At 42.2% G+C, this 21,395-nt stretch carries 21 protein-coding genes; 1 reads left to right on the forward strand and 20 read right to left on the reverse strand.

Translation table 11 applies throughout. The features are described from left to right. Positions 1-6: 6 nt before the first annotated feature. From QFZ80_RS01055 to QFZ80_RS01085, 7 genes are all read right to left on the reverse strand, one after another. Positions 7-846, reverse strand: coding sequence for a hypothetical protein (locus tag QFZ80_RS01055; RefSeq protein WP_307544780.1), 840 nt, complete (start codon positions 844-846; stop codon positions 7-9). Between the two features lie 414 nt (positions 847-1,260). Next, positions 1,261-1,605: a hypothetical protein gene (locus QFZ80_RS01060; protein ID WP_307544778.1), complete on the reverse strand. Its 345-nt coding sequence runs from the start codon at positions 1,603-1,605 to the stop codon at positions 1,261-1,263. Further along, entirely contained in the window at positions 1,602-2,627 is a 1,026-nt protein-coding gene (locus QFZ80_RS01065) for a ThiF family adenylyltransferase (RefSeq protein ID WP_307544776.1), read from the reverse strand. The genes QFZ80_RS01060 and QFZ80_RS01065 overlap by 4 nt, the downstream gene beginning before the upstream one ends. 62 nt (positions 2,628-2,689) lie before the next feature. Continuing rightward, entirely contained in the window at positions 2,690-4,027 is a 1,338-nt protein-coding gene (locus tag QFZ80_RS01070; RefSeq protein WP_307544774.1) for a Mov34/MPN/PAD-1 family protein, read from the reverse strand. Between the two features lie 116 nt (positions 4,028-4,143). Next, positions 4,144-5,274, reverse strand: coding sequence for a hypothetical protein (locus QFZ80_RS01075; protein ID WP_307544772.1), 1,131 nt, complete (start codon positions 5,272-5,274; stop codon positions 4,144-4,146). Positions 5,275-5,305: 31 nt separating this feature from the next. Next, positions 5,306-5,833 carry a hypothetical protein gene (locus QFZ80_RS01080; RefSeq protein WP_307544770.1) on the reverse strand — a complete coding sequence of 176 codons (528 nt, stop codon included), beginning with the start codon at positions 5,831-5,833 and terminating at the stop codon, positions 5,306-5,308. After that, positions 5,833-6,177 (reverse strand): hypothetical protein, encoded by a 345-nt coding sequence (locus tag QFZ80_RS01085; protein ID WP_307544769.1) that lies wholly within the window; start codon positions 6,175-6,177, stop codon positions 5,833-5,835. The genes QFZ80_RS01080 and QFZ80_RS01085 overlap by 1 nt, the downstream gene beginning before the upstream one ends. A 371-nt stretch (positions 6,178-6,548) precedes the next feature. Here QFZ80_RS01085 and QFZ80_RS01090 point away from each other — a divergent pair, with 371 nt between their 5' ends. Then, a complete protein-coding gene (locus QFZ80_RS01090; RefSeq protein WP_307544767.1) occupies positions 6,549-6,812 on the forward strand; it encodes a hypothetical protein in 264 nt (87 codons plus the stop codon). A gap of 737 nt (positions 6,813-7,549) precedes the next feature. Here the strand turns inward: QFZ80_RS01090 and QFZ80_RS01095 are convergent. From QFZ80_RS01095 to QFZ80_RS01155, 13 genes are all read right to left on the reverse strand, one after another. Next, positions 7,550-7,858, reverse strand: coding sequence for a hypothetical protein (locus QFZ80_RS01095; protein ID WP_307544765.1), 309 nt, complete (start codon positions 7,856-7,858; stop codon positions 7,550-7,552). Between the two features lie 5 nt (positions 7,859-7,863). Continuing rightward, a complete protein-coding gene (locus tag QFZ80_RS01100) occupies positions 7,864-8,085 on the reverse strand; it encodes a hypothetical protein (protein ID WP_307544763.1) in 222 nt (73 codons plus the stop codon). 187 nt (positions 8,086-8,272) lie between these two features. Then, positions 8,273-8,536: a hypothetical protein gene (locus tag QFZ80_RS01105; protein WP_307544761.1), complete on the reverse strand. Its 264-nt coding sequence runs from the start codon at positions 8,534-8,536 to the stop codon at positions 8,273-8,275. 576 nt (positions 8,537-9,112) lie between these two features. After that, positions 9,113-10,168, reverse strand: a complete 1,056-nt coding sequence (locus QFZ80_RS01110; RefSeq protein WP_307544759.1) for a toll/interleukin-1 receptor domain-containing protein — start codon at positions 10,166-10,168, stop codon at positions 9,113-9,115. A 494-nt stretch (positions 10,169-10,662) separates the two neighbouring features. Then, entirely contained in the window at positions 10,663-11,499 is an 837-nt protein-coding gene (locus tag QFZ80_RS01115) for a phosphoadenosine phosphosulfate reductase domain-containing protein (protein WP_307544757.1), read from the reverse strand. 75 nt (positions 11,500-11,574) lie between these two features. Then, positions 11,575-14,850 carry a DEAD/DEAH box helicase gene (locus QFZ80_RS01120; RefSeq protein WP_307544755.1) on the reverse strand — a complete coding sequence of 1,092 codons (3,276 nt, stop codon included), beginning with the start codon at positions 14,848-14,850 and terminating at the stop codon, positions 11,575-11,577. Then, positions 14,837-14,983, reverse strand: coding sequence for a hypothetical protein (locus tag QFZ80_RS01125; protein ID WP_307544753.1), 147 nt, complete (start codon positions 14,981-14,983; stop codon positions 14,837-14,839). The genes QFZ80_RS01120 and QFZ80_RS01125 overlap by 14 nt, the downstream gene beginning before the upstream one ends. Positions 14,984-15,087: 104 nt before the next feature. Continuing rightward, positions 15,088-16,128 (reverse strand): DUF6094 domain-containing protein, encoded by a 1,041-nt coding sequence (locus QFZ80_RS01130; protein ID WP_307544750.1) that lies wholly within the window; start codon positions 16,126-16,128, stop codon positions 15,088-15,090. Next, positions 16,116-16,349, reverse strand: coding sequence for a hypothetical protein (locus QFZ80_RS01135; RefSeq protein ID WP_307544748.1), 234 nt, complete (start codon positions 16,347-16,349; stop codon positions 16,116-16,118). The genes QFZ80_RS01130 and QFZ80_RS01135 overlap by 13 nt, the downstream gene beginning before the upstream one ends. A gap of 474 nt (positions 16,350-16,823) precedes the next feature. After that, positions 16,824-17,471, reverse strand: coding sequence for a stalk domain-containing protein (locus QFZ80_RS01140; RefSeq protein ID WP_307544746.1), 648 nt, complete (start codon positions 17,469-17,471; stop codon positions 16,824-16,826). Between the two features lie 573 nt (positions 17,472-18,044). Next, positions 18,045-18,545: a DUF4367 domain-containing protein gene (locus tag QFZ80_RS01145; protein ID WP_307544744.1), complete on the reverse strand. Its 501-nt coding sequence runs from the start codon at positions 18,543-18,545 to the stop codon at positions 18,045-18,047. 201 nt (positions 18,546-18,746) lie between these two features. Then, a complete protein-coding gene (locus tag QFZ80_RS01150) occupies positions 18,747-20,198 on the reverse strand; it encodes an IS1182 family transposase (RefSeq protein WP_307544742.1) in 1,452 nt (483 codons plus the stop codon). Positions 20,199-20,372: 174 nt separating this feature from the next. Then, on the reverse strand, positions 20,373-21,143 hold the full coding sequence (locus QFZ80_RS01155) for a hypothetical protein (protein WP_307544740.1): 771 nt from the start codon (positions 21,141-21,143) through the stop codon (positions 20,373-20,375). Positions 21,144-21,395: the final 252 nt, after the last annotated feature.

The following is a 21,395-nucleotide window of genomic DNA, read 5'->3' on the forward strand; positions in this document are numbered from 1 at the left end:
GATGATTCATTTTCGGTCTAGTGTGCAAACCTCTGGAGAATGCACCAGGAAACCATCTCCGATGTCCACCGGCTCTTTAGCCATCAAATAACCCCATGCCCGTAAGACCCAAAACCCCTTTCTTATCCGAAGCTTTGGGGGCTCTTCTAGGACTGTGTAGATTATGGCATTTTTCTGATTGGCTAATTGCAGGACATTATCCTCAAGTATCCAAACATAATTCTTCAACGATTCGATAACTGTACCCTCCGGAGGACATTCACTTTCCATGAGGTTCGCTGCCTGAACGAATCGTTCATACTTTTGTCGTTCTACTTCGCTATGGAGGTAAGGACCGACATACATAAAGCGCTCATTCGGACGTCGATAAAAGCGCGAGAAAACATCACCACACTCAAAGATAGTTTCCCATCCCTCATGTAATTCGGCATAGCTGTCAGCAATATCCTGCCGAAGGCGAAATCCTTCCCTGTACAATAGATCAATCGACATCTCATTCATAATCGATTCTTTGATGAACAAAAACTTTGCGGTTCCGTCATCCTCTACATTAAAGACTACATCAATCAGTCCATTAGTGAAGAGCTTTTTACTAACCGGTTCCTCTTCAAATCCGCTGATCCGTTGAAGTCGCTGGTCAAACTGAAAATCCAACCCTTGCAAACGTTCAACTGTAAATACCGATTTGAAAACACCATTTTGAATCTCCCTGCAAAGGGAAATCTCGGATTCAAGGGACCTATTTACAATGACTTCCGACATCAGTTGCCTTCTGCTCTCTTCTGTTTCCACAAGAATTCGCTTTTCCCGCTCCAGAGTCTCATCAATCATCATTTGTTCGTGCATATGCACAAACCTCCTTTAAACATCATAGTAAACGATTCAAATTCCACGAAAAAAAGCCCAGAGTGGAGAATCCTTTAAGCTGAGGACATACCTCTGCCTTGATAGATTCTGCCACTAGGGCTTCAGGCTTGCGTAAATGAAAAGAACGTTTCTGGTAATGATCATAGCATAGGATTGAAGATTTTGGGAATAAAAAAGGATGAGCAAACTAAAGACTGCAAATGTGTCAGTATAAATACCAATCCTCTTATTAATACAGTACTTACGTTCATACATTAAACAAACGCAGAACGATAGTTCAATTCACTAATACTTTTTTTACCAAGTCATAACGTTATTGTAAAAGAACATAAAAATGGATAGAGCCTCAGATGTAATCTGAAAACTCTATCCATTCTTAAAACGAATCCCTGCCTACTTTAAGCGTAAAAGCAATTGTTCATTATTTGATTCGGACATTCTTTGTTCAAGCGGCCGATAGAAAGGAACTTCATTCTTCATAAGCTGCCTCAGAATAAGACTGTACCTGTCGGAACGCTGTGGGTTGTTATAAGTCTTTAAAATACGAGCTAATTCTTCAATAAGTGTTTCCTCGTCTTCTAAAAGGATATCCTTGCGCTCAATAAATACGACACTACCATCTTGACGTTTAGCACGATAGGCAGAAGAGTGTAATGTCTTAGGCCGCGTAGTTACCGGGCATTTGACAACCTCAACTCGTTCCTCGCGAGATAACCAGCTTGCGTGAATGGAAGTCATTGGTCTTCCTCCTCGCACTCATCGTCCCAGTCATCAATATCTAGTTCATCTTCATCGAATTCCTCATCATCCAATTCGTGTTCATCAGGATCGGGATTAGAGCCATCATCCTGTTTTGCAGGTCGCTTTGCAACGCTTGGCCTATCAACAGTTTGTTTAAGGGACGCCATTTCTTTCAGCGTATCCTTAAACAGTTCCTGCTGGGCCATACTTACAAATTCTGGCCGTACCCCAGACATCCGAGAGTCGAAGATGGCTTGATGAACAAGGATCGCTTTCTCTGTGAGCAAGGTGTTTATGATATTGTTTGCGAGCTGTGCAGCCATTTTATTTGTTGCGCAGCGCTGTGGTGCTGATTGGATTACTTCACCGCATCCCGGAATCCGAGACTCGGTATCCGTTAAAATCTCCGGATATAGGCTACCAGCCGGCTCTAAAATTTTCCGTCCGTTATACTTTAGCCCAACCACAATTTGACCGCCGTTGCCAGTCTCAGGCTTAGCCTCATTCAACCGATTGAGTGTTACACCGTGAACTCCCGCATCGATATACAGCAGTGTGCGCGCTTCCTCGGATCGGAAATAGGCATCCATGATCTGCCTCGTCGCATGGTTGTCCACCATGCCAATAAGAACGGGAAGAAAAATGGTGCTGCTATCCTTTCCTGGATCTGCCAGCAGACTGCCTAGATCAGACACATCCGCAATATACTCGGTACGGCGGAACGTTTCAATTCCGTAAAAATCACCGTAACGCTCGGCAAGCGCTTGTACCTTAAATTGGTCGACCTCTTCCGGCTCAAAAATTTGATTACCCAAATTCTTCTTTTCAACCCGGTCTCCATCAACCAGCATAATATGTTCCAAGAAAAATGGTCGTTTATATCGATTATGCTGGAAAGCATTAAAATGTGTTCGAAGATCTTGGCAGAGCCCCCTGTAGAAATGGGAGCCGTTCGCCCCTAATCCGATAATTACAATCTGAAGATTAATGCGTTTATCAAATTGAATGATTCCTGGCATGGAATCTCCTCCTCTTCATATTAAAAAATAGAGGCCTCCGCTTTTGCGGGTGCCTCCTACTTTTATACATACTGATGTACGCGATCAACCCATTCAGGCGGGAACGTGCATGCCGAATAGGTAGATTCAACGTCAAAAACATCTGCTATGTTCACATATAGATGCTGCCCATTGAACCCTGCACGAAATCTGTGATCAATCGTCTGCTTATCTAAGTTCCCGAAGACACCGTAGACGCAAAGTGCTTTATCGTTACGGTCATCTACTGCGGAAAAAACAGCCGGCATCACATGATGCGAGTGCATGATCAGAACAATATCTCGCTCCGGATCATCAGGATAATCAGCTTCAACATTAACAACATTTGCCCATTGCTCGGGACAATGCAGCTCATAAGCTTCGGTCGTTCGGTTCCAGGCCACATAGACGAGTGCCTCACGTTTCTCTAGAACAAAGTGCTTGAAGAAATCAAGCGTCTGTTTCAGAAAAACTCCCGGGATCTTGTTCATTTTAAACGAAACCCCTTCAGTGACATTCTCCAGCGTTGGAACAACTTGTGCGGCTACCGTAACCTTAAGGTGCTTGTTCTCCCGAACTTCATAGAGACGGCCGTCTCTTCCCGCGACGTAATTGATAGGCTTTGATGGAGCCTTTTCAAACTCGCTAAGCTTCCAGTGAAATGCTTGATAAGCGGGAAAACTATTGCCCATTTTGCCAGCACTGATGGAAGGAGTCAGTCGCTTGTTTTCTTTATCGACGCGCCACGCAACGGCTTCTTCGTTAGCAAACTCGAAATAGTCAAGCGCTAGCGCAAGTCGTAGCATATCAACGGTTAGTTCGCCCTCTTGGACTTCCGGGATTTTCGTTTCTGTTGATGTCTGAGGTTGTGGTTTCTTTACAACAACTTCGTCATTATCCTCATCAACTTCCAGATCATCTTCTTCCTCGTCTTCCATTTCGGAATCTCTCGCCCCTTCGCCAGTGCCTTCCACATTACCGCCTGCAGCAATGGCTGCTTCAGCTTCCGCTTTGGCCTGACGAGCTTTATCGAGGTCTTCCTTTACTTCCTGAGGAACCATACCCCATAGAGCAGTCTTCACTTCTTCGATATCCTGATCATTCATTTCCACAAGGCGCCTACTAAGGTCGGAAACAGAGAATGAATGCATAGCGTAATGTACGGTCCAATCAAGCCCGACAAGCATTTTACGGATATCGGCTTGTGTTTCGTACCGCCTAATGGTCGGCTTCGGCTTTACCTTAGATTTAGCACCTTTGGTATCACTTTTAGCTGTTCCCTTATCATTCGTCTGCTGCTTCTTCTTAGAAGCATTCTTGCCCGTTTCTACAACTGGTGCTGCAGCCCCTGCGTCAATACCAAGCATCGTAAGTAAGTCCATGTTTAATCGCCCCGCAGCTCATTCGTCCGCGGAACTTCCTCCCTTGTACATAAGTTATTTCATCACAGCAAATGTGATGGACCTTTTATTCGAACGGGTCGTCACACCCGACGATATCATAGAATGTCTGCCAAAACCTTGTCGGTTTCAACGAGATGCTTATCGTCAAAGTCTTGGCCGGCTAATTCAGCCAGAAGCTCGCGATAGTTCTTTTCCCCTACATATAAGTCGAAGTTCCGTTCCCCTTGAAGGAAAATATACGGATACGACTCGATATTTCTGAATTCCTTAAGTGCCGGGAAGTAATTCCAGCAGCAAACCATATTTCCGCTAACATGAGAGAATGGATACCGATACAATTTGGATTTTTCTGTAACTACCTCATCTTTGACTGCCGCAACCTTTGCATTGATTCGCCGATCGCTTAATTCAAAGATGAAAATGAGTTTCGGATGCCCAACCTGCTCGATCATTTGCCCTCTCAAATTCACGTCCCAGCGTGCCCGCTCCACCTCTAAAGCAATAACCGTCCGTTTCTTCGACTGCTTAAAATACAAGCAATTTCGTGGAAGAATCGGGGTCGTTAGCTCCAAATCATCGAGATGCTCCTTAGCAAATTCGAGTACGACGTCTTTCTTGACTCTTTTTGCAAGGTGAGCCCACAGGTCGTTTATAGCGTCTTCTGACTCAAATTCCTTCACATGCCTCACAGTTGCATCCAAGATGGTTTTGATCGTTTCACGATCTGGTGTGTCGAAGACATGAGCCTTATCAAGCAGCAGCTCAAACATCCGCCGCAGATCATTTGGGTCTTCGATCTTAGATAGCTTTTCCGTCATTGCTTTCACGAGATTGTTATAGGCAGCGTTATCCACTTTTGGGATATTCGCATTCTCCAGCAATACTGCCAGAAGTTTACGCATGAGTTCATCATCCGATTTCCTATAACCGTCTGAGAGTTCTTCGATAATCGCATTTAGGATATCGTCGCGATCACCGCTCGCCCCAACTTCAGCCTCGTAGCGGAAAAGTTCACTAATAAACGCTTTAGGGTCGTCAAGAATGGCGGTATATAGCATCCACGTATCTGCGCTATGGATCATGTGCTTTTGTAGATCCACAGCATTCACCCTGACTTCCTGAACGACAACACCACCCATTATTCGCTCAACGATTGGCTTCTGGATACCTTCCTCATCGATGGTAATACGAGTTTGCATCAGTGTAGGCTTTACCAACGTTTCCATAGTTCATTCCTCCATTTCACATAGTGCGGTGCTAATTCCGCATAATCTTTTGACTCATACGCGCTTTACGAGCTGTGACACCGCGCCTAATCCTCCTTTTCGAAAGAGTTGGCGATTCTGTAACACGCTCGGTGAGGGCTTCTGCCGACATTGTGCTGTTCGCTATACTGACGATTAGCTCAGAAAGGCTAAGTAGCTCATCAAATATCTCAAACAATGGGACACTGCAATTAAAGAACTCAAGCGATATACCTTCCTCATGCACTTCGTAAGGCAGGCTCTCATTCTCATCTCCAAGCTCCCCAAGGCAGCCGTTCACACGATCGATGTTATCTTCGGAAAGCTCCACTTTGATAAAATAGCCTTCATTCTCTATTTCCTCAATGCGTTCCCAACCAAAGAGTGTCGTAAGCACTTGCTCCAGGATATTTTCGCCGATTTTCCAGTCTTCATAAATCGGCAACCCTTTTTCCATCATCATACGAACCGTGACTAACATATTGAGACCTTGCAAATATTCCGATTGGACATCTGTTGTAAGACCGAGAAAGTGGCTCATTAGAGCAACCTCCTTCTTCGATCAATTGGCAGAGCCCTAATCATATCGCTGATCCCCACGGTTCGATTGATTTCCATAATGGTTTGATGTGAATTCTCCTGGTCGAAGTCTTCGGAACCATAGTCGGCTGCTACATAATGGTAGAGCTCCTCGTACAAGTTCTTTAGTTTTTGTACATCCATTGACTTCAGAACATCGAGAACATCCTTCACAATTGCACCGGGTCGGTAAGCAATGGCATGAAGCAGTATCTGTTCCATTTCAAATCGCTTAACATACTCCGAATTTAAAGCATCGGATTTAATACCAGCCCAAAACATTTCGTTGATCACCATAGTACCCACATTCTTGCCTCCTTTGTTTTATATGAAAAAAAGCGCTGTACAAGCGAAATATATCGCTCGAACACCGCTTTCTTTGCAACAGAAAAACCCCATACTAACTGCTCTTTACACAAGAAAACAGAAATTTTCCTGTGATAGACAACAGCCAACATAGGGCTTGAGAACTTGCGTAAAGGCCACTTAAGGCAAAAAATTCATATTCATATTTTACCATCGTGTTTATACCCTGTCTATATCGTATTTACATATATTCCTTCCTCCATTTTCAAAGTGCATTTAATGATCTAATTATGTACATAATACATCCATAAATTGACCACGAATCGACCAATGTGTTATCATTAAAAGAAAAAACTGGAAGGGGCATACCTATGACTGACCACGATCAATCTGTTCCTGAAACAATCCCCCCAAAGCGTGCTACGATTAAAAATCAGGATACTTTACAAAAGATGGAATGGATGAAAGAAAAGCTTAACATTTCTACGGATACTGACTTGGTCTCCGTCTCTCTTTCTTTGCTCCATATGTGCATAGAGCTGCAGGAAAAAGGATATGAAATTGGCGGATACAAGGAAAAGGGGATCTTTGGAGAGCGGGAATATCGAATGATCTCTTTGAATTTGATTCGTTAGGTGAAATGAGAAAAACATCTGCTTTAAGAAATTAGACAATTGACCTACTAAAGGAGGTTATTGGACTGGAAGCTAATATGGTTGTTCAAAATCAAGACGGAAAATTCTACGTATATTTGGTCTATAAACTATTTGAAGATGTGAACACTCCTCTTCGCCATTTTATTGATTTGTTTGATACCGAGACTGAAGCGAAGGAATTCTCAAAAAAATTCGTTGTCCTATTGCAAGAGTCGGTTTAGTAAGAATATACCGTTACTGGACGAAGAGATGTTTAGTTCGTATTTAAGAAATGCAATTTAATGTCTTTAATCATAATAGTCCAAAGTGATTCAATGGATTTACATTATCCTTGAATAGGAGACACATTGACCATATTCGCATAAAAAAGCCGGCAATTAGAATTCTAATTGCCGGCTTTTTATTTGCTTTTGCTACTAATTGTTTATTGACCAAAAATAGTTTTGTAAAACGGTATCTCTACGTGATTAATGAATATAAAAATTGCAAATAAGATAATAGCTGAAAAACTGTAAGTCATCGGGATTTTCCTCTTTACCAAAAAATACACTGACAGTGCTAAAAGAATTCCCAATAATATATCAATCTTCATGTATTATACTCTCCTTTTTTGAAATCCCTTTGTTAGTAAGATCGTTCTTGACCTTATCCGTTTATTAATTGATCTTTTTGCCACAGCAAATGATATCCAATTAATTCTGGGAACTTCAATCATATTATTTACTTTGCTTGCCAAAATAAAATCCAAGGAACGTGCCAATAAGTGGACTGATAGCACCAAAGATTAACTTCAGAACCTCGATCGATTTATCGACATCTCCTTTGACAAGCAGTTGATATATAACGACCAAGAGGATAAAAGTGACCATAATACCAAAGAAACATAGCATCGTTTTTAGCAAAAACGAACGTTCCGTCTTTACTTCATCGATGACTATTTTTTCTTGGTCACCCACTTTCATTTTGCCCTTTTGGTCGGAGCTCAACTGTTCTACTTTGACTTCATCCCATTTGATTTCAGTCATAGAGCTCACCTCCTAATTAATAAAATGTTTCTAACCTCCCGTATCCAGAATCCGATTTTTCGGCGTGCCTGAATTTGGTATCCCTGCTCTTGCAATTGAAGGCTTACATTAAGCAGCGACAACGCATGAGAAATCGTTTCCTCGGGGTTCATATTTAATTTGCGACACAACTCTTGAACCTCGGCTGGCAAGCTGCCTTTGGGTTCCATAGCACTGGCTTTGATCATAGGTAGTTCCCTCCTACTAAATGTACATAGTTTGATGCATTGTCTGATTGCCATGTTCCCAGTAATTGACTAACCCGTTACCTGCAATGGCACCACCTCCTTTCAAATAAAAAGGTGTTACCCCGTTGTTGGAGGTAACACCTTCTTATTTCATAAATAGATACGTATCATTTGTACATAAGCGTCATTAGGGCAGAATGAATCCCGCATTAATGACTTTCTTCTTATTCCATTTCAGCACTTTTAGAACAGCTGCAGCGTAGTGCTCGTCATAGAAATAATCATGGTGCGCAGCTATGAAGTTCTTGTGCAGACTTGGAATAATCCTTTTACCCGTTGTTGCCTCCATGCGAAGAATCTTTGAATATAAGCAGTGAGCTTTATATAAAAGGGTTCCTTCCTGGATAATTGCAACTTTTTGGGGTTTCTTCGTCTTAAACATAAAAAACATACTCATTCCTCCTGACATATTTTAGAAATGCAAAAAACCGCCCATAGGATGGTCTCATTCTTCTAGAATAACAAATATCCAAAAATGGATAGACGTATTCTAGGAGCATAGATCCAACCCATAGGGCGGTAGACTTGAACAAGGTTAAAGATTGAAGATTACTTACATACTATCATATTAAAATATGGGATGTAAATAACTTCCACACTACCGTCCTTACATTTTTCATCCCTTACAAATGGTTATCGCCTATGTACATTGGTTCATGACATTTTTTACTGGTTCATGATTCTTTTTACTGGTTCACGACTCTTTTTACTGGTTACGACTCTTATAATTCTTCTCGTAAATTTGCCTGCATAGGGGGGAATCCGGGTGGAGTAATTACTGACTACAGATAGTAAGAATGTTGTGTCCTTTGAGTTTATTTAAATTATATATAATAATAAATTTAATTTTAGGGTGACAAATAAGTTTTGAAGTGCAAGAAACCAGCAAATCAAAGGTTTTGCAGGAAGCTCCTTAATCGCAGCCGAAGCTTCAAAAAAGCAAACACCCGCTATCGTAGATATGAAATCATCTCGTGGAGTGATCAATTCTTTGTTCAAGAACTCTTTCCCAGAAAGGTGAAAAAGCAAGTCCAAGTCGAACAGTGCCAAAATCTTTAAAAAAACGATCCTGAATAATATCTCCATATGTCCGTATTACATTATCCAATTTGGATAATGCTTGTTGAGCCTGATCCACTAGAGGGTGCTTAAAGTCTGGTTGCCACCCCTCATCAAATACGATTAGGCCTTCGTTCTCCAGAACATTAAGTTGATATCTGTCTTCGTCAGCACCTACAAATCCACCATAAGGCGATCCTTTGTAGTTATGATAAAGAACACTTGTTGCTAGACGGTTGAAGTTGGATAAGGTTTTCTTAGCGGTTTCTACAGCCTGCAAAAACGTATCCCATTCGCTCATTTGGGAATGATCCATCGCTTTCACTTGCTCGGCATCTTTCATACTACGGAGCTTCTCGTTTTCTGATTGTAGCGCCCTCACTTCGTCCTCGGTCATCTTAAATGCCTCGTTCAGCGCAGCATTTTGATCGCGTAACGTTTTCACTATGGCTGGCGTAATTGTCTCTCTCTTTTTCATTTCTTCTATAAACGGAGTGAGTGTTTCATTATAGAAATCCTGTGCTCTGCTTGTAAAACGAACCATTTGAGCAGCTGTTCCTATTTGTCTTTTGGTGAAGGCATCACCCAAGCGCTGAAGATCAGTTGTCGTAGTTAAGGTAAGAGCCTGCACCCAAGTACGGTATGGGGTTGCAGACAATGCATTATGATCTAATGGAGGAATAATAATTGGTACCAAAGCTTGCTGGTTTACCCACGCAGCACCTAACTCGCAGAGGCAAAATTGGCTTTCCAAATACCGTGGAGTAATTATCGGCAGAATCAAAGTTGCATCTATCATCCCTTTTCGGATTTCTTCGATCCAGTTACCTCCGAATGTAAGTTCTTCATCGGAAGTATAGAAGAAGTTATCCCTAGTTAGATTGAATTGGGTTTGAAGCATATCCATAAGTTTTGTTACCATTTTGTTATCGGCTGTAGCGTGGCTAATAAAAATCTTTGTCAAAATGTATCATCTCCATAGTAGAAAGTATAGCGGTCATGTACTTCAACTAATCTCAGCTGTACAAGTCCAGTAAAGGGATGTTCGCCCCATATCCTTCCATTTTAACACATGTGTGAATATAATAAATGATCAAACCTCTCTCTTATGAGTATGTGAAAGTAGTGACAGAGCAGCTTCAAAATCAGTGACAAATGAAGTTACAACCGGTGTCAAAATGAAATCCAAATCAGCTTAATTTCTGTAACTAAAAATGACACAAACCCGATTGTCTGTAATTTAGAATGACACTTTCCGTATTTTTTGTAATATGAAATGACATAAACTGTTGATGAAGTTATAAGGTTTCTCTTTGACGTAGCTATTTCCTGCTTCATTTCAAGCAACTTGAGGATTATTACTGCCATATTAAGCATCTGTGGGATAGTGATCGTGCGAGCTCCTGACAAACGAAAAAGGCAGAGAAGTGGGACTAACCCGCTGCTCTGCCCTATAATTTATCTTAACAATAATTGTTCAAACTCAGAATCTTCATGGATAAAATCACAAAGGGGTATTCGCTTCCCTTTTTGATACTTCATGGTGTGTCCGCCAAGTGATGCTTCTAAGGTTTTGAGCTTCTGCCAAGCGGCAGGATAAAGTTCAGCTACAGCTTTCATCTCGTCCGGTGAAGCAAAGATACACCACCGACAGCTTACCCTAGAAACATAATTATAAGCCATATGTTCCTTTACTCCAGCCTCTTTTAACAATGCCCTAACTTCAAATTTCTTAAGGTGCAAGATCGGGCGGAAATTGTACACATACCTACCCTTTGTTTCGGCAGTCGCGCTACTTATTGACCAGGAAGGGTACCCCGCGCGACGGGAGCTCTCTTCGTGCCTCTCACCCGTGACGCACAAGATGTTCCCGCTTCTGGTTCTAGCATATTTTAAGTACACATCCCTCTTGAGGTACGAAGTGCAAAATCTCGCTGAACTGTCCGGAAACATCCCACGATCCTCAATTCGCCTTAAGAACCCTTTTTCATCCCAAGCAGTTACTAACGGTAAATCGAAGTGTCGACTTAGGTAATCGAGATGTGATTCGGTGAACTCCGGCCAATCAAAAAATACTTCGTTCTCTGGAGGACCGTCGACCCTACTGTGGAAAAGTATTACCTTCTCCTTCGGGACATTGTAACCGTAAAGCATATAGAGCAGCGCTGCCGTTGAGTCGTTCCCACCACTGACATTACAATGAATTTCATCGAACGAATCCAATGGTGGTAATTCCTTTGGATAGGGAAGAAAACGATCAATCTTAACCGGTGCTTGCTGAAGTACGTTATTCATATTATAACACTCCTCTTTTAGAATAAATAGAAAAAGAGGCCGCACGTTTTGCAAGCCTCTTCTTTGTACATAGTGTTATCCAAACGAGAGCAGCAATTGATTTTCCATAATCTTCGCTGGCCGCTTGACTTTTTTCTTTCCAGAAGCAGTTGCGAGCTCCGCAAATGTAAGAAGCTGAATCGTTTCGATCTCCTGCTTCTGCTTTGACGTAGCCACTTCGGTAATGACTGTCTCTGCAGTTTTGGTCCCGAAAATATCGAAAAGATCCAGAACCTCCACATCGACATCCATAACCTCATCCTCGCTCTGATAAGCCGCAGCCGGAGTAAGGACTTGTTCCTCTTCCTGCTGCTGTGCATTCTCACGAGCCGCACGCCATACTTCCGGATCCATCCCGCAAAGACGTATGGTGTCATCCGCAAGTTCCTTCATACGCTGCTTCAGCACTTCTTTGAAGTTATCCTCGGCAATCATTTCGATGCCCTCGAGCTCCTTCGCCGCAAGTTTTTGCCAAGCCTGCGCCACATCCGCAGATGCGAAACAGGAAGCCAAATCCCTCGCTAGGGACGACTGCGTGTCTCGTGAATACTGAGCAAGCTCGCTCTTGTCGATTCTACCCTCAGTTTGAAGGGAATGTCCCCTTGCGTTCATAATTCGAATGAATTGTTGCATCGCTTGTGTACCCTGGTAGACCGGGTAGTATACTTTACAGAGCCTGTCTTGACCTACACGCCATGCTCGACGAGAACTCTGACGTACCGTCGGAACTTCATTAGAGAGTTGATAGAAAATGATCGTTGGCCAGAATAAGAGGTCCAATCCTACTTCCACTAGTTTCTGATTACATATAATTACAGGTATTCCATTTTCTTCATATTCAGCAATCCGTTCAGACCTTAACTCCGTATTCGGCTCATCAAGGATCTGACACCTTATCCCGTTTCGAGACAAAATATCCCGAAGTCTCTCATTCATTCCATATCGGCCGGTATACGAGTTATAGATCGTTACACGCCTATTTTCGGCGATTTCCTGCTTTACAGTTTCCACCAGCCAGCGTTCCTTCGCGTGAAGCTCGCTGCCATCACCAATCGGTTCCGCAAAAACAGTTTCATCTCCGATCGTTACCGACATACCAAGATCAGGCCGGTCCGCGTAGACGAGCGTCGCAGGATTAAACTTACTCCATACGCCGGCGCTACCACTTACAGATGATGCTCTAGCACATACCTCATATAGGTTATCATGGAAAGCTGAGTAACTGGTCCTATGCTCCGAATCCATATTGATGAAAATGGGTAATTCTTCCAATTTAACTAAAGGAAGGCCCATGTCAGGCAATTCTATGAAAGCGGCCTTATGAAGTAGGAATTGGGCAGTGAGCTGTGGCGCTATGCCGGGAGCTTCCTTTGTCGTGACAGACTTTTTCTTCCGTCTCGTAACGACACCCTCATCACCACCCTCATCGCGGATAATTTCCTCAATCTTCCCATACCGTTTAGCCCACTCAACATCACCGCTGTCGAAGTTAATGCCCGCATCCAGAAGTGACTTCGGATCGGTCCGCCAGAGAAGCTCCTTTATCGAAGTACTCTTACCGTTCGTAGGGGTCCCAGTCAACATTAGAGTCCTACGAGCCGACTTCACCATTTGAGCAAATGCATCTCCACGCCCTGAGTCACCAGCCTTGCACTGATGGGCTTCATCACAAATATACAGATCAAAGTACCGCTTTGTACGCTTTAGCACCTGGGAGATATTTACCCGTGGCTTGTTCTTCGTCTCTCCGCGTGACTTTAATGCAGGTCGGTAGAAGCAATTGCCGCACTCCCTATCAGGAAAGTTGTGCTGTCGCTCCTTCAATGCTGCCTTTCGCTGTTTTTCATCCATACCATCATCAGTACGGCACCCAACGAGGGAAACAACATTATCACATTTCGTTAGAAGTCCCGCTTTACGCACCCACTTGAGCGGGTATCTCTTCGGAATTCCATTTGGGAGCAGTTCGCGCTTCGTTTTGGCTTCTTGGATCGAATCCGGTGTCGGAGGTAATCCTTCCGCGAAAACGTCCCAAGTCGCCGGCACTTTGTCTCCTTTACTCTTTCCATCAGGAAATACCATGATCGGCTTGCCGCAATCACAGCAATGCCACGCATATACGGACTCACCGCCATGATCCTTCTCACCAAAGATTGGCTTCCATATGCCCCCGAAGTACGTCTCCGAGCCAAGCTTTGCTCGGTCAATCCCAACGAGTGTAAATTCTAAACCCGTCGGTTTGTACCCGCTCCGAACTTTCCTAAGCAGCTGCAGTGCTTCAATTCCACTCCGGATGATGTTTACTTTTGCTCCCGCAATGGTGCCTTCGATTTCTTTGGCTTTCCATTTGGGCAATGTAATTCCCGGTGCGGATAATAAAACTGGCATGCCTTGATGTTTGGCATTTCTCCTCCGCTTTCGAGAGTGCAAAATGTGTGAAACGGCACAGGCAATGATTGACTTACCGCTGCCCATGTCCCCTCCACAGAACACTCGTTCTCTATTCTCAAGCGTGTTAACGATTGCCTGTGCCATATGCGCTTGAACCGGAAATGGTATCCGCTTCAAGTCAGCAATGGACGGGTCAACCATATCATCAAAGGTATGCTGTGGCTGCTTTTCTTCGAGTTGCTTTGCTAACTGTGAAGCATTATTTCGAAGATACTCGGACATGCTCCATGAAGGATCGAATGTACCTTCTACGGAGCTTGTAGGTATCCGTAGCTTCCCAGCCTGGAGAGCATCGGAGATCGCGCTTAGAATGCCTTCCTCCGTTCCATAAAAGAAGGCAGCTTTCGCATTTTGCCACTCAGGGAGTTCAGGGTTTACTTCCACAGCTAATGATGTGAAGAAGTCATCCAAAATTCGGATGTATTCATGTCTCCACTCCTGCGGTAAACCAAATCGGGACATCGCATGCTCAACGATAGCTCCATGAAGATCGCCATCCGGAGCAAAGATGTAAGCCCGATTGTTCTTCTCCTCTTGGCTGTCCTGCTGAGTCTCTGCGATCTCAAAGAGTGAGTTATACACGACACCATGCGCTAACCTACCGTCGGTGCCGATTTCCTTCTCAACTCGTCGGTAGGTGTCCATAATGCTGCGTACATAAGAACGAGAGTTATAGGAGACTTCCCTACCTTCTAAGATGCTCGCTGATACCGCTTTGACTTCTTCCGGAACGCCTACATATGAAGCAAACAATAGTTCCCGGTTACGGCCCTTCCCATGATCCCATATTAAAATATGGGGAACCACACTAAACGATCGGTCTGCAGCTTGAACGCGCAGGACTTGTTCACTTCTTCTCATTTGATCGACCTCCGATGGCTAAAAACTCGATGCGCCCTTCGAACTCCCAACGAAGATACTTCCGAAGTTCATCCAAGTTCACTGTTTTTTCCATCTCAAGACCAATAATGCTCCACTTATACCTAATAGACATATATGTTCGCCCTGCAGGTATATCCTGCCTATCGGGCTCCCTCCCTTAACATAATAAAAAGCAGGCCGAAGCATACGCCCCAACCTGCTTACCTTGAAACTGCATTACTTCAAATCGATCACACCATCCGGGGTAAAAACCCGAATGATGCTCGCGAAATGATGAATTCTGCGAGTTCCTACATAGTTTCCATCATCATCGTGCATGGCTTCGTCATCCGTTCGCTTTTTGGTGACGCCAGCAATAATATGGTTTCCCATATTACCGCCTACGGCTCCAGATGCGATCGAAATGCCGAGGTGGCCAGGCTTCAAGGGAAGCATGGGCCGCTTCATAGTGGCCGCACTGCTTAGCTGCGCTAATCGACTTCGTATATCCCCCAAAACGGCAGAACTTTCGAAATCTTTTGCCATTTCCTCGGGATGAAGCGGGCCTGCACGAAACAGTGGCTCCCCGTCCGTATCACACGGAGGGATATCAAAAGGCTCCATATCCTCCAGGGTGGGCAACATATCCCGCTCCCCTTCGCCAATAGCGACAAGAGTTTTGTAAGCCTTCTTCTGATCCGCTGCAGGCGCTTTACCGAGCCTCCCTACGACGACTACTTGCTTAAAGACGTCATAGTTCGCATCTGTGAACCTGAAGACCTTCAGATCAAGGAAGCGGCCGCTCAAAACGCCAGCCGTATCCTTGACCACATATTGTGGAATGCAAAATAGCAGGATGCCTCCTTTTTGAAGGACACCTTGCTTCGAACCAGTGAGGGCACGAAGGAACGTCAGCTCTGTTCTTTCGGAAAAACCGTCTTGATACGGTGGGTTCAGCCATAATAAGCTAAACTTCGGTTCCGTCCGAACGAATTGATATCCTTCATGCAATACATGGTCAAGAACTTCTGCAGCCACCTCATAGCGACCATCTTCGATTTCGCTTCCATAGGAGCGGGTATTGACTGCACCCTTCTCATGGAATGCTTGAGTAAGCATCGAGAGGGCCTCCCCTTCGCCGCAACACGGATCATAAATATAGATTGGCTTCTCAGCTGCTGCAACTTCTGGAACATGCAGCGCTCTTAGAAGCAGTTCCATCTCTTCAGGCGGAGTGGCATAGTAACCTGCTTTGGATTCCGATGCTAATCTTGCCATTTGCGGATCACCATCTCATACGGAGCGGGTTTTAGTTGCTTTTGCTCCTGGAATCGTTTAGCACGTCCTGCCCTTGCCTTCTCGATGCGCCGATCTACAAAGTAAACGGTCATCATAAAGCTCACAATACATACAACAAGCACCAAAAATACGGTTAACCTACCTCCGGGAATTGTGTCGTACCAAGTTCCCACTTTTTCATTAAGTACATTCAAGTCCATATGGACCTCCTTCTTCCACGAGAAAACAAACGGGTGCCAATGGCACGATCGTTTATTGTCTCGTGCCACTGACATTTGTTCGCCCTAGTGGGAGGCGGATTGTATAAAAAAACGCCTGTAAGCAGTATTTCTGCTTAACAAGCGCTTCTTCCAAACATAAAATTTCGGCGTAAAAAAACAAAAAAAGCCAGTTACGCGCGCACCTCACCCAAGAAAAGGGATAATAGCATCCCATAGGGAGCTCGTGCTTGCGTAAACTGGCTTTGTGCCGAAATGTCTTGTTCCCATTATACGTTAAGGAGCTATTTATCGTCAACGTGTTTAACGACGATCAATTATACTGCATTAGCTCCACATTAAATACAATGATAAGAGACTATAAATGCAGCAAAGCAGAAACACCTTATATTTATCCATACCTTCTAACGGATTTCTACCTTTAGCCTATAAAGTGCAAATGGACAAACGGGGCATTTAATTTCCAGTTCCTTTAACTGATTTAAAAACCTCTATAATACGATTTTTATCAGGATGTTCGATAGGTGTTGGAAATACAAGCATGACGTTGCCATTTAATATTGCCGATTCATTCAACATTTCCTCTTCTACCTTCTCAATATCTTTAGAATCGTATAGATATAATTCTATTCCTATTCCATTAATATTTACCCCTACTCCGTCCACAGCTCCAATCAATTGATAAAATTGTTCCTCTTTCTCACCTACAGTAAACCCATCGTCACGGAATGCTTTTAATACAACATCAATTTTATTTATCTCATTTGTTTTGGTAGTAGTATTAACATTAGTTGGATTCTTTTTTTCGTTATCACCAACGATAACCATATTCCGATTTGAATCATACTCAATAGAAGTATTTAATGCATCAGATATTGCTCGGAGAGGAACATAGGTAGTACCATTATAAGTGATTGGCAATATCATATTTCCTTCCAAATCTTTTGGTGCCCATGCAGAACCTTTTACTTCAAACTTAATATCTCCGTTTAAATATGCCTTGATCTCTTGTAAATTACTCCCTGCAAAAACCCCTAACGAAGTAGATAACACGACAATAGTAGTTGTTACCAATGTTGATGAAATAATTTTTTTTTTATGCACCGGGAATTCCTCCAAAAATTAATTTTGTACTATTTCTGAATCATCTATTTATTGAGAAATATAGGATTGGATATTATCCTTTCTACCATAAAATACGAATAGCTTGTTCCAACTCAACAACCGAAGACTAGAAAAAAAGAAGAGGAAAGGGCTTTGACCCGTTGAGACATGGGAGCGACAACCACTAAGGGCTACGTGGAGAATACGTGCAGTATTTGGAACAATTTGGGTGAGGCTACTTCCACCTCTGTTCCCGCACGCCTTCTAACAGATTAGCCTAGCAATCCTTACTCTTTTCATTCGTCAACCTATTCTAAATGGGATGAAATCCTGCGAATTCACGAGCTTTCGTGAGAAAATTAAATCATATCGAGGGAGCTTAATGACCTGACCTGTCGTCTATGGTACGGTTCACCGTAGTGTATCTAAACACAAAGTATCATTTAACCACAAAATTTATGATTCCATATAAGACAAAACCACTCCTAACATTGGAGTGGTTTCTTTATAGAACTTCTCTTTTCGTTAGCGTAACAATTAACATTGACTCACATGGAAAAGTCAGTTGCAATCTCACTCCATTAATTTAGCTAATTTCATCATTTCATCTTTTGTTAAATTAAAGCTATCCATCGTGATATAAGTACCGTCTTGCACCCAAGATAAGTACCCACCATTCTCTCCTCTAGTTTTCCACCATGGACTAAATCGCCCCTCATGATTATTGACAAAAATCTTTTCTACAATGTAATCAGGACTCACTGATTCTTTCTCAAGAATGGTGTTTCTTGTTTCTTTAAACTGTTGGATACCTACCATATACTCATCATCTTGACTAAAATAATGTAGTCTGATATCGTTTATTGGTTTTGTGATATCCAACGGATAAGGAATTTTGACTTCTAGAGTCCACTTTGGTGGTAATTCATGTGGGACGAACATTTTAAAATTCGCCTTGTTCTTAATTTTGGTTAGTGTACGAAAATCTATCTTTGGATAATTTGATTTTGCAATCGCCGAAGGGATTGAAACTCCAAAGAAAAGAACTAAAATCAGTATAAGCTTTGTTTTCATTATATTCACCCATACTTAGTTTTCCTTTAACGCCAATTATTATGTAATCCTGCCCATTTTTTGAACAGGCTACCCAGTATGCAGAGGCCGCTGAAAAACATCTGTTTTTAATTTTGTGAAGAGGACCTAAATAGATAAAGGCGAATTTCCATTCAATATCTTAATGAGAATTCGCCTTTATTATGGTTTTCTTCATGCTTTTTACTTTAGTAGCGTCAATATTCTTTTGAGATTGACAGTGAATATAGCCATTGCTCCTTGTATGTGCATGCCAATGAGACCCGAGGAAGATGCCACATCATACCCGTGTCTGTGTTTTAGTTCACTATTTTTCACTTCAATTTTGTAGCGCTCTTTTGCTTTCTCTTTGAAATGTTCACCTTCCTGGAAGGCTAGCTGTTCGCTATGCTCCGCTGATTTGATGCTGATCGAATAGGCTTTTGTTTTCGCCCCTTCTTTATAACAACCTTCTTTTAAAGGGCATTTTTTACATTTTTCGATATCAAAGTAATAGGAGTCTCTTTGGTTTTCACCCATATTTTTTGTTCCCGTGCGCGCCCTGCGAATCGCCATATGTCCCGCTTTGCAAACGTACAGCCCTGCATCTTTATTAAACTCAAATTCATCTTCTTTTTTACGATTTCCTTGTGTAATTAAGGGATGTAATTTTGATACTAATTGCAATTCATTTTCATTGGCATATTGGATATTCTCTTTCTCAGAATAGGCAGTATCTCCAATGACCGTATCGATTTCCATGCCTGTTTTGCGACTTTTCTCGATCAAGGATTGTAATTGTTTCCCATCACTTTTCTCTCCTGTTGTAATGATGGCAGCTGTAATAATACGTTCTTCATTCATGGCAATATGTGTTTTATAGCCAAAGAAAGAGGAGTCTGCCGTCTTGTGACCCACACGTGCGTCAGGATCATTCGAGAGTTGAAGGTGCTCTATGTGATCTTCCACCATTTCTTTCAAGTAATTCAGCTTTTCTTTTACCTTTGGATATTCGCGGAGAGCTTCTTCTTTTTCAACGGAATCAATTACTTTTTGACAATAGTCCAGTTCATCTGCTAATTCGTTAGACGTTGTTTTTGGCGGGAACTTGTACTTCATGTTTTCATCGATCTGGTACACTGATTTCCGTAACAGTTTGGACTTCTCCTTCAATATCTCTATTGGTGATTGCTGATTGAATCGTGATTTCGTGTGAGTAGCATCCACAATTATTGAGCGGCTCTTAATGATTTCTTTTTCCAAAGCTATTGCCACTGTTTTTTGAATCAGCATGTCGAGAAGGTTCATATCTTTCAAGCGAAGTTTGCGAAACTTCGTAAGTGAACTGGGATCGATAACCCTGTCTTCTGGTGCCATATCTAAGAAATACTTGAGAGACATGTCATATTTCGAACGTTCCACGACATCTATATCTGATAAATCGAAGATTGATTTTAGTAGTAAATACTTGAACATTCGAATAGGTGGAACAGCATTTCGGCCATTGTCGAGGCAGTATTTATTCTGTAATTCTTCATGGACAAATGAAAAGTCTACGAGGTCATTAATTTGACGTAACATATTATCGTTAGGTACTACGATATCGTAAATGGCCATAAATGGACTAAGAATAAGGGATTGTTGGTTTGAAATCATCCGAGACACCACCTGAAATTAGTTAACTAAATTATACAGGAAAACAGGGTACCTTTCCTCAGAATTGTTATAAGGTACCCTATTTATATGATTTGAACTTTTTCAGTGGCCTCCAGTATGCAGGCAGCCTGTTTTATTTCTGTGCTATCGTTCTTCGTTAGTTGAACACGCTTTTCACTTTATGTTCTTAAATTTTTCTTCATTAGCTTTTTCAGTAAATTTTATCTGATCAAAAGCAATAGTTTGTACAGGCTTATCACCATCCGAAGAAACAATCTTCAGGATAATTCCAGCTTGGTTATCAAACCAAATAGTTAGCTTATTCCCTAGTTTCTCAATCCCCACTTTACGGTTTATAACTATAACTGTAGAATCACGATCAAGGAACTTTTCTTCAACCTTTAACGTGGATTGACCACTACTAATGGCATTGTGAATAAACATTTTTGGATACAATAATTCGTTTACACCACCGATAGGTAGAAGTACTCCAAGTCCATTAATATCTGCTGGGGTTAATTTACTTATTTCACCATCAGATCCTTTAATTTGAACATTTGTTCCGTCATTTATTGACTCTTCAAATCGATCCGGTGTTTTAGAATCTAATATGTGCTTCACGTAGAATCGGCTTGGTTGTTCGATAACAAGTTCAACTAGTTCCTTTTCTCCAGTAGACTCAAGTGTTTTTATAATCTTTCCTTCTAAAGCTGAGTATTTATGATTCACATCCAGGAGTTTATTGATAATTGCTGAGATATCACTAACTTGTTCTTTTGTTTCACCAATTTGACCCGAATTATTGGGTTCAGCAGAAGTCAATAAATTTGGATTTGACTCTTGTATTATAGGTCCGTCTTGTGTAGCCGTATCATTATTCTTTACATTGCAACCTACCACCAATAAAAAAATTATTATTGTGAGTAAAGACCACCTATGCTTCAATTGAACTTCCCTCCCCATATCAATATGTCTATATCTGATCTTCTCAACATCCTCACTTAGTAGAAGGCAAAAAGTAACCATCGGGAAAAAATGTTCTCTTCTTCAATGAGCATAAATCATCACCCCCTGCTTAAATAACAAATAATACCAATTGTTTAGACGATGCAAATACACTGATAGTTGCGTTAACCTCCCATACAGTTGAAAAAAGTGGTAGCTTAAACTCAAGTTTCCAACACGTTCTACTGCCTT

The sequence above is a fragment of the Paenibacillus sp. V4I7 genome (assembly GCF_030817275.1).
Classification (GTDB): Bacteria; Bacillota; Bacilli; order Paenibacillales; family NBRC-103111; genus Paenibacillus_E.

Bases quoted from the DNA above. Each gene is read 5' to 3' on its own strand.
- QFZ80_RS01055 (WP_307544780.1), bottom strand. From the start codon at position 846: ATGCACGAACAAATGATGATTGATGAGACTCTGGAGCGGGAAAAGCGA.
- QFZ80_RS01060 (WP_307544778.1), bottom strand. From the start codon at position 1,605: ATGACTTCCATTCACGCAAGCTGGTTATCTCGCGAGGAACGAGTTGAG.
- QFZ80_RS01065 (WP_307544776.1), bottom strand. From the start codon at position 2,627: ATGCCAGGAATCATTCAATTTGATAAACGCATTAATCTTCAGATTGTA.
- QFZ80_RS01070 (WP_307544774.1), bottom strand. From the start codon at position 4,027: ATGGACTTACTTACGATGCTTGGTATTGACGCAGGGGCTGCAGCACCA.
- QFZ80_RS01075 (WP_307544772.1), bottom strand. From the start codon at position 5,274: ATGGAAACGTTGGTAAAGCCTACACTGATGCAAACTCGTATTACCATC.
- QFZ80_RS01080 (WP_307544770.1), bottom strand. From the start codon at position 5,833: ATGAGCCACTTTCTCGGTCTTACAACAGATGTCCAATCGGAATATTTG.
- QFZ80_RS01090 (WP_307544767.1), top strand. From the start codon at position 6,549: ATGACTGACCACGATCAATCTGTTCCTGAAACAATCCCCCCAAAGCGT.
- QFZ80_RS01095 (WP_307544765.1), bottom strand. From the start codon at position 7,858: ATGACTGAAATCAAATGGGATGAAGTCAAAGTAGAACAGTTGAGCTCC.
- QFZ80_RS01100 (WP_307544763.1), bottom strand. From the start codon at position 8,085: ATGATCAAAGCCAGTGCTATGGAACCCAAAGGCAGCTTGCCAGCCGAG.
- QFZ80_RS01105 (WP_307544761.1), bottom strand. From the start codon at position 8,536: ATGTTTTTTATGTTTAAGACGAAGAAACCCCAAAAAGTTGCAATTATC.
- QFZ80_RS01115 (WP_307544757.1), bottom strand. From the start codon at position 11,499: ATGAATAACGTACTTCAGCAAGCACCGGTTAAGATTGATCGTTTTCTT.
- QFZ80_RS01120 (WP_307544755.1), bottom strand. From the start codon at position 14,850: ATGAGAAGAAGTGAACAAGTCCTGCGCGTTCAAGCTGCAGACCGATCG.
- QFZ80_RS01125 (WP_307544753.1), bottom strand. From the start codon at position 14,983: ATGTCTATTAGGTATAAGTGGAGCATTATTGGTCTTGAGATGGAAAAA.
- QFZ80_RS01130 (WP_307544750.1), bottom strand. From the start codon at position 16,128: ATGGCAAGATTAGCATCGGAATCCAAAGCAGGTTACTATGCCACTCCG.
- QFZ80_RS01135 (WP_307544748.1), bottom strand. From the start codon at position 16,349: ATGGACTTGAATGTACTTAATGAAAAAGTGGGAACTTGGTACGACACA.
- QFZ80_RS01145 (WP_307544744.1), bottom strand. From the start codon at position 18,545: ATGAAAACAAAGCTTATACTGATTTTAGTTCTTTTCTTTGGAGTTTCA.
- QFZ80_RS01150 (WP_307544742.1), bottom strand. From the start codon at position 20,198: ATGATTTCAAACCAACAATCCCTTATTCTTAGTCCATTTATGGCCATT.